The organism is Streptomyces chiangmaiensis (genome assembly GCF_036281785.1).
Taxonomy (GTDB): Bacteria; Actinomycetota; Actinomycetes; order Streptomycetales; family Streptomycetaceae; genus Streptomyces; species Streptomyces chiangmaiensis.
Genome location: NZ_JAYWVC010000320.1, coordinates 1 through 6,199, shown reverse-complemented (window position 1 = coordinate 6,199; position 6,199 = coordinate 1). Strand labels below are relative to the sequence as shown.

Here is a 6,199-nt window from a genome sequence, read left to right as displayed (position 1 = left end):
GCGTTTCTTTCGGATCAGTGATGAGAGTGGGGCCGCCGGGCGAGCCGATGCCCGGGTGTTCTGGGGTGAGGATGGCTGGTGGCCACACGTGTTCGAGGGAGCCGTACGATGCCTGCCGTGGATACCTCACGGGACGACTTGCGATGCGGGCTCTGTGGGCAGGTTATGAATGCCCGGCACGAGCAGCACCACGAGGAATCGGTGGTCAGCACGGGGAGGCGTGTGGAGTACGTAGTGATCGGACTGCGCGGCGCCTGTGCCCTCTATCAAGCTGCCGATGACCCCTCTCGGATCCGCAAGACCGGTGCCGCCGGCCTGGCGGAGCAACTGGGGATTGACCTGCCCGATCTTCCTGGCCGCCATTACACGTGCTGGGAGACGCCTGGGGAGTACGGCGGCGTCTTCCGGAGCGGCTTCGAGCTGGCCTGACATGCTGTAGCGCAGGGCCGTCTCCAGAGGATCATCTGATCGTTGGTTGATGTGTGTCGCTGACTGACGCGCAGTGGGCGCGGATCGAGCCGTTGCTGCCGGACCGGACGCCGAGACGTGGCGGTCGGTGGCGGGATCACCGGCAGGTGATTGACGCGATCGCGTTCAAGTACCGGACCGGAACGCCGTGGAGTGACCTGCCGGAGGAGTTCGGGTCGTGGAAGGGCGTTCACAACCGGCTTCGGAAATGGGCTGCCGACGGGACCTGGGAACGCGTATTGACAGCTCTGCTCGCCCAGGCCGACGCCGAAGGCGAACAGAACCTGCGGGCGTGAGGCCCGCCCCGATATCCGTTCGCTCCGAGCAGGCCTGCGTCCTACTCTCGGCCCATGAGCAGGCCTCTCGTAGCCATCCTCAGTGGCGCAGGTATCTCCACCGACTCCGGGATCCCTGATTATCGCGGGCCTAACGGGCTGTGGCGCAAGGATCCCAAGGCCGAGAAGCTCGTGACGTACGAGTACTACATGGGCGATCCCGAGATCCGGCGGCGCTCGTGGCAGATGCGGCGCCAGAACCGGACCCTGAAGGCCGAGCCGAACGCCGCCCACCGGGCCGTGGCCGAGCTGGAGCACTCAGGCGTTCCGGTCAGGGTCATCACGCAGAACGTGGACGGGCTGCACCAGCTCGCCGGCATGCCCGCCCGCAAGGTGCTCGAACTGCACGGCACTGCACGGAGTTTCGTGTGCACGAAGTGTCACACCCGCGGGCCGATGGAGAACGCGATCGCCCGCGTCGAAGCCGGCGAGGAGGACCCGCCGTGCCTGGAGTGCGGCGGAATCCTGAAGTCGGCGACGGTGATGTTCGGCGAGCGCCTCGACCCGACCGTCCTCGGCGAGGCCCTCGCCATCACCAAGGCCTGCCAGGTGTTCATCGCGGTCGGCACCAGCCTCCAGGTCCAGCCCGCCGCCGGACTCACCGGAGTCGCCGCCGACCACGGTGCACGGCTGATCATCGTCAACGCCGAACCGACCCCGTACGACGACCGCGCCGATGAGGTCGTACGGGAACCGATCGGCACCGCGCTGCCCGCGCTGCTGCGCGAACTGAGCACCGAGAGCGGCGCATAGGGTCCGTCTTCGACCGGATCCCACCGGGCGCAGGGGCGTCGCACCCGGCCGCGCCGACGACGGAGGATGCCGCCGGGAGCCGACGGCCCGGTGTCAGCCCACCCCGCCGGCGTCCGTGCCCACCAATACACCGCCGGCGTCCGGGAATGCACCGGACTGCCTGCGGTACGCGCCGGGTGACATTCCTGTGACCCGTTTGAAGGCGACGCTCAGGGCGCTTTCCGAGCCGTATCCGACGGAGCGGGCGATGAGGGCGACCGTGTCGGTGCTCTCCCGCAGTTGCCGGGAGGCGAGTTCGATCCGCCATCGGGTCAGGTACTCCAAAGGCCCTCGGCCGACCGTCTCCTTGAAGCGCGCTGCCAGGGTGGACCGGGACACCGCGCCCGCCTGCGCCAGGTCGGCCACGGTCCACGAACGCGCCGGGTCGTCGTGCATCGACGCCAAGGCCGTGGCCACCACGGGGTCGGCGAGACCGGACAGCCACCCCGACACCGCGTGCGGCTGACGGGCGAGATGCAGACGCAGAACGTGAACGAGCATGACGACGGCGAGGTGCTCGGCGACCAGCGTCGAGGCCAACGGTTTGTGCTGCAGTTCTTGTTCGATGGCGGTCAGCGCCCATTCCACGGCCTGTGCCTGTTCGGTTCCCGCGGGCACATGGACAACCGGGGGCAGCCCGTCCAGCAGCAGCTCCTGTGCCCGCTCACCGAAGGAGAAACGGCCGCCGATCATATACACGTCGTCACCGGTACCGACGCGCGCGACGCCACCGGTCGCCCTCGCGAAGACGGGGCCCGCATCGACAGCGGTCACCTCGGGGTCACTGCGCAGGGTGTAGCGCTGCGGACGCGTGAGCAGATAGCAGTCGCCGGCCGCCAAGGCGATCGGCTCCGGGAGCCCGTCGACCTCCAGCCGGCAGTGTCCGCGCCGGACGGCGTTGAACTTCACGCCGGAGGGTGCGTCGAACCGCATGGCCCATCGCCCTCCCGCCGCCAGGCCCGTCGACAGGTGGCTTCGCGTCTCCAGCAGGGCCAGCACGTCCTCCAGTGGATCCATGAGCACCTTCTTCTGGACGACTACTAAAGCAGTCTGGACGACAAGTTATACATCGTCCAGCGGTGCGGTCCTACGGTGAGTGGCGTACGTGACTTCGCACCTCAGGAAAGACTCCACGTGAACGCCGAATCCCGACTGACCACCCCCTTCCCTTCCCACGCCACCGCTGCCGAGGTGATCGACGGCGTGGACCTCACCGGACGCCGTGCCGTGGTCACCGGCGGCGCCTCCGGCATCGGTACCGAGACCGTCCGGGCCCTCGCCCTCGCCGGCGCGGAGGTCACCGTGGCCACCCGTCGCCCGGAGACTGCCGAGCCGCTGGTCCGTGAACTCGCCGCCGTCCCCGGTGCCGGATCCGTGCGGGCCGAAGCCCTCGACCTGGCGGACATCGACTCCGCACTGGCCTTCGCACGGGCATGGCGAGGCCCGCTGGACATCCTCGTGGCCAACGCCGGGATCATGGCGCTTCCCACGCGACAGGTCAGCGCGGAGGGCTGGGAGCTGCAGCTCGCCACCAACTTCCTCGGTCACTTCGCCCTGACCGACGCTCTCCACCCCGCCCTGCGCGAGTCGGGCTCGGCTCGTGTCGTGGTCGTCAGTTCCGGTGCCCACCTGAACACGCCCTTCGACTTCGACGACCCGCACTTCGAGCGGCGTCCGTACGACCCCTGGGTGGCCTACGGGCAGTCCAAGACGGCCGATGTGCTCCTCACCGTGGGAGCCCGCCGGTGGGCGGACGAGGGCATCACGGCCAATGCGGTCGCCCCCGGCTTCATCCTCACCAACCTCCAGCGCCACCTCGACAACGACACCATGCGCTCGTTCGGGGTGATGGACGACGAGGGGAACCTGACTCCGCTGCCGTATTACAAGAACCCGGCTCAGGGCGCCGCGACATCCGTGCTGCTGGCCGCGTCACCGATGGTCAAGGGTGCGACCGGCCGCTACTTCGAGGACAACCAGGAGGCACCGGTCGTATCGGACGGCGACAACCAGCCCGGCCGCGTGGCCGCTCATGCCCTCGATCCGCTGGCGGCGGACCTGCTGTGGGCCTACGCCGCGGACGCCGTACGCCGCTGATGTCCGGCGACGGGGAGCGGAGCCGGTGAGGCGGCGGTCCGGGGGTGCGCGCCCCCGGACCGCCTCTTTCAGAACAGGCCCGCTCCCCGTTCGAAGTCCAGCAGGCGCCTCTTGCGCTCGAGGCCGCCGCCGTAGCCCGTCAGATCGCCGTTCGCGCCGACCACGCGGTGGCACGGCACGATGATGCCGACGGGGTTCTTGCCGTTGGCCAGTCCGACCGCGCGTGAGGCGCCGGGGTTGCCGAGGGCGTCGGCCAGTTCGCCGTACGAGCGGGTCTCGCCGTAGGGGATCTGCCGCAACTGATCCCACACACTGCGCTGAAACGGGGTTCCGTGCAGGCGCATGTCGACGGTGAACTCCTTCAACTCGCCCGCGAAGTAGGCCCGAAGTTGGGCGGTCACCTCACCGAAGGGCATGTCGTCGCGGTCGCCGAAGTTCTCCTCCGGCGGGCGGTGGCGCTGTCCGTCCATGTACAGGCCACACAGGACGCCGTCGTCGGCGACGAGGGTGAGCGGGCCGTACGGGCTGTCGATGACGGTGTGCTGCTTCATGGAACGTCCTTACACCGGGAGGAAGTTGATCGGGTGGCTGTCGGTCGCCCACAGGTACTGGACCGCATACGCCCGCCACGGCCGCCAGGCCGCCGCGCGCGCGGTGAGCGCGGCCGGGGTGGACGGCAGGCCCAGCTCCCGGGCAGCTCGCCGGATGCCGAGGTCGGTCGGCAGGAAGGCGTCGGGATCGCCGAGGGCGCGCATCGCGATCACGCCGACCGTCCAGGGACCGAAGCCGGGCAGGATCCCCAGCCGGGCCCGGCTCTCCTCCCAGTCGTTTTCCACGCCCAAGTGAAGGCTCCCTTCGGCGAGTTGACGGACGAGGGTGGTGAACGTGGTGCGACGTGTGCGCGGCATCGCCAGTGACTCCGGATCGAGCGCGGCGAGCGCCTCGGACGCCGGGAAGAGATGGGTGAGACCGCCCTCGGGATCCTCGACCTGTTCTCCGTGCGCGGTGACCAGGCGGGCCGCGTGGGTGCGGGCAGCGGCCGTGGAGACCTGCTGGCCCAGGACGGCCCGTACGGCGAACTCGGCCTCGTCGACCGTGCGCGGGACCCGGCGGCCGGGGGCCTTGTCGACCAGGGGCGCCAGCACCGGGTCGTTGCGCAACTGGTCGTCGACCGCGACCGGGTCGGCATCGAGGTCGAGCATGCGGCGGCAGCGGCTGATGGCGACGGGCAGGTCGCGCATGTCGCTGAGAGTCAGCCGGCAGCCGATGTGGTCGGCCTTCGGGGTCAGTGCCACGATCCCGTGGCCGTAGGGCAGCCGGAGCGTGCGCCGGTAGGCGCCCTCGCGCCACTCCTCCACGCCGGGCACGGCGGTCGCGGCGAGGTGCCCGAAGAGATTGTCGGGGTTGAGCGGGGCCCGGAACGGCAGCCGCAGGCTCAGGGCACCGGGGGCGATCACCGTCTTCTTCGGCAGGCGGCTGCGCAGCTCGCCCGGGGCGAGGGCGAAGCCCTCCCGGACGGTGTCGTTGAAGGTGCGGATCGAGGAGAAGCCCGCCGCGAACGCGATCTCGGCCATCGGCAGTGCGGTCGTCTCGATGAGGAGCCGGGCGGTCTGGGCGCGCTGGGCCCGGGCGAGCGCGAGGGGGCCCGCGCCCAGTTCGGCGAGGAGCTGGCGCTCGATCTGGCGGGTGCTGTAGCCGAGCCGGGCGGCAAGCCCGGGCACGCCCTCGCGGTCGACAACCCCGTCGGCGATCAACCGCACGGCGCGGGCGACGAGGTCGGCGCGCTGGTTCCACGCGGGCGAGCCTGGGCTGGTGTCCGGGCGGCACCGCTTGCAGGCCCGGAATCCTGCCTGCTGGCAGGCGGCGGCGCTCGGGTAGAAGGTCATGTTCTCCGGCTTCGGCGGTACGGCCGGGCAGCTGGGGCGGCAGTAGATCCGTGTGGTCAGGACGGCCGTGAAGAACCAGCCGTCGAAGCGCGCGTCCTTCGACCGGACGGCGCGCACGCAGCGCTCCCAGTCGGTGTGCATCCCGTTCAGCATGCCTCCAGCATCGCCCATGGGCCGGGACCGGGCTGGCGGAAATCCGACATGTACGTGGGTCTACCTGGTGTTCTCCGAGCCACCCTTCGTGCCGGAGTCAGACTTCGAGCGGGCTGCCCCGCTGCTTGCCGCGGCAATGGCCGAGACGCCGGTCTTCACCGCCCGGCTGGACGGGGTGCGCACCTTCCGGCACAGGGCGTGCTTCGCCGTGTGGCTCGACCCGACGGCGGCCGGCAGGGCGCCCTGGGCGGACCTGCACCGCGTTCTGCGGCAGCGGTTCCCGCGCTGTCGTGGGCCCGCCAAGAAGTTCACCCTGCATCTGCCCCTGGGCCGGACCCGGGATCCGCGGCGAGTCACCGCCGGCTGTGCCACCCGGCTCAACGCCATGACCGCGACGGTCTGGGAACTCGTCCTGCTCTCACGCCCGGGCGACGGGCCGATGCGGCCACGGGCCACCATCGCCGTGCA

7 protein-coding genes and 1 pseudogene are annotated in these 6,199 nt (G+C 70.3%); 5 read left to right on the top strand and 3 right to left on the bottom strand.

Going from position 1 to position 6,199, the window contains the following annotated elements; all coding sequences use genetic code 11:
- Nucleotides 1-222 precede the first annotated feature (222 nt).
- The 3 genes and pseudogenes from VXC91_RS41255 (at nucleotide 223) to VXC91_RS41245 (ending at nucleotide 1,556) form a co-directional block, all read left to right on the top strand.
- A complete protein-coding gene (locus tag VXC91_RS41255; RefSeq protein ID WP_329512497.1) occupies nucleotides 223-429 on the top strand; it encodes a hypothetical protein in 207 nt (68 codons plus the stop codon).
- Nucleotides 430-482: 53 nt separating this feature from the next.
- Nucleotides 483-743: pseudogene (locus VXC91_RS41250) on the top strand (transposase); the annotation flags it as partial.
- A 75-nt stretch (nucleotides 744-818) separates the two neighbouring features.
- Complete coding sequence (locus VXC91_RS41245) at nucleotides 819-1,556, top strand: SIR2 family NAD-dependent protein deacylase (RefSeq protein ID WP_329512496.1); 738 nt, start codon at nucleotides 819-821, stop codon at nucleotides 1,554-1,556.
- A 93-nt stretch (nucleotides 1,557-1,649) separates the two neighbouring features.
- Here VXC91_RS41245 and VXC91_RS41240 read toward each other — a convergent pair whose 3' ends face one another.
- Nucleotides 1,650-2,612, bottom strand: a complete 963-nt coding sequence (locus VXC91_RS41240; protein ID WP_329512495.1) for an AraC family transcriptional regulator — start codon at nucleotides 2,610-2,612, stop codon at nucleotides 1,650-1,652.
- Nucleotides 2,613-2,729: 117 nt separating this feature from the next.
- Here VXC91_RS41240 and VXC91_RS41235 point away from each other — a divergent pair, with 117 nt between their 5' ends.
- Nucleotides 2,730-3,692: an SDR family NAD(P)-dependent oxidoreductase gene (locus VXC91_RS41235; RefSeq protein WP_329512494.1), complete on the top strand. Its 963-nt coding sequence runs from the start codon at nucleotides 2,730-2,732 to the stop codon at nucleotides 3,690-3,692.
- 68 nt (nucleotides 3,693-3,760) lie between these two features.
- Here VXC91_RS41235 and VXC91_RS41230 read toward each other — a convergent pair whose 3' ends face one another.
- Both VXC91_RS41230 and VXC91_RS41225 read right to left on the bottom strand, forming a co-directional pair.
- Nucleotides 3,761-4,243 (bottom strand): methylated-DNA--[protein]-cysteine S-methyltransferase, encoded by a 483-nt coding sequence (locus VXC91_RS41230; protein ID WP_329512493.1) that lies wholly within the window; start codon nucleotides 4,241-4,243, stop codon nucleotides 3,761-3,763.
- A 9-nt stretch (nucleotides 4,244-4,252) separates the two neighbouring features.
- Complete coding sequence (locus VXC91_RS41225) at nucleotides 4,253-5,731, bottom strand: AlkA N-terminal domain-containing protein (RefSeq protein WP_329512492.1); 1,479 nt, start codon at nucleotides 5,729-5,731, stop codon at nucleotides 4,253-4,255.
- Between the two features lie 88 nt (nucleotides 5,732-5,819).
- On the opposite strand from VXC91_RS41225, the gene VXC91_RS41220 reads away from it, so the two are divergent.
- Nucleotides 5,820-6,199: 2'-5' RNA ligase family protein (locus tag VXC91_RS41220; protein WP_329512491.1), on the top strand; the 380-nt coding region annotated here is incomplete at its 3' end.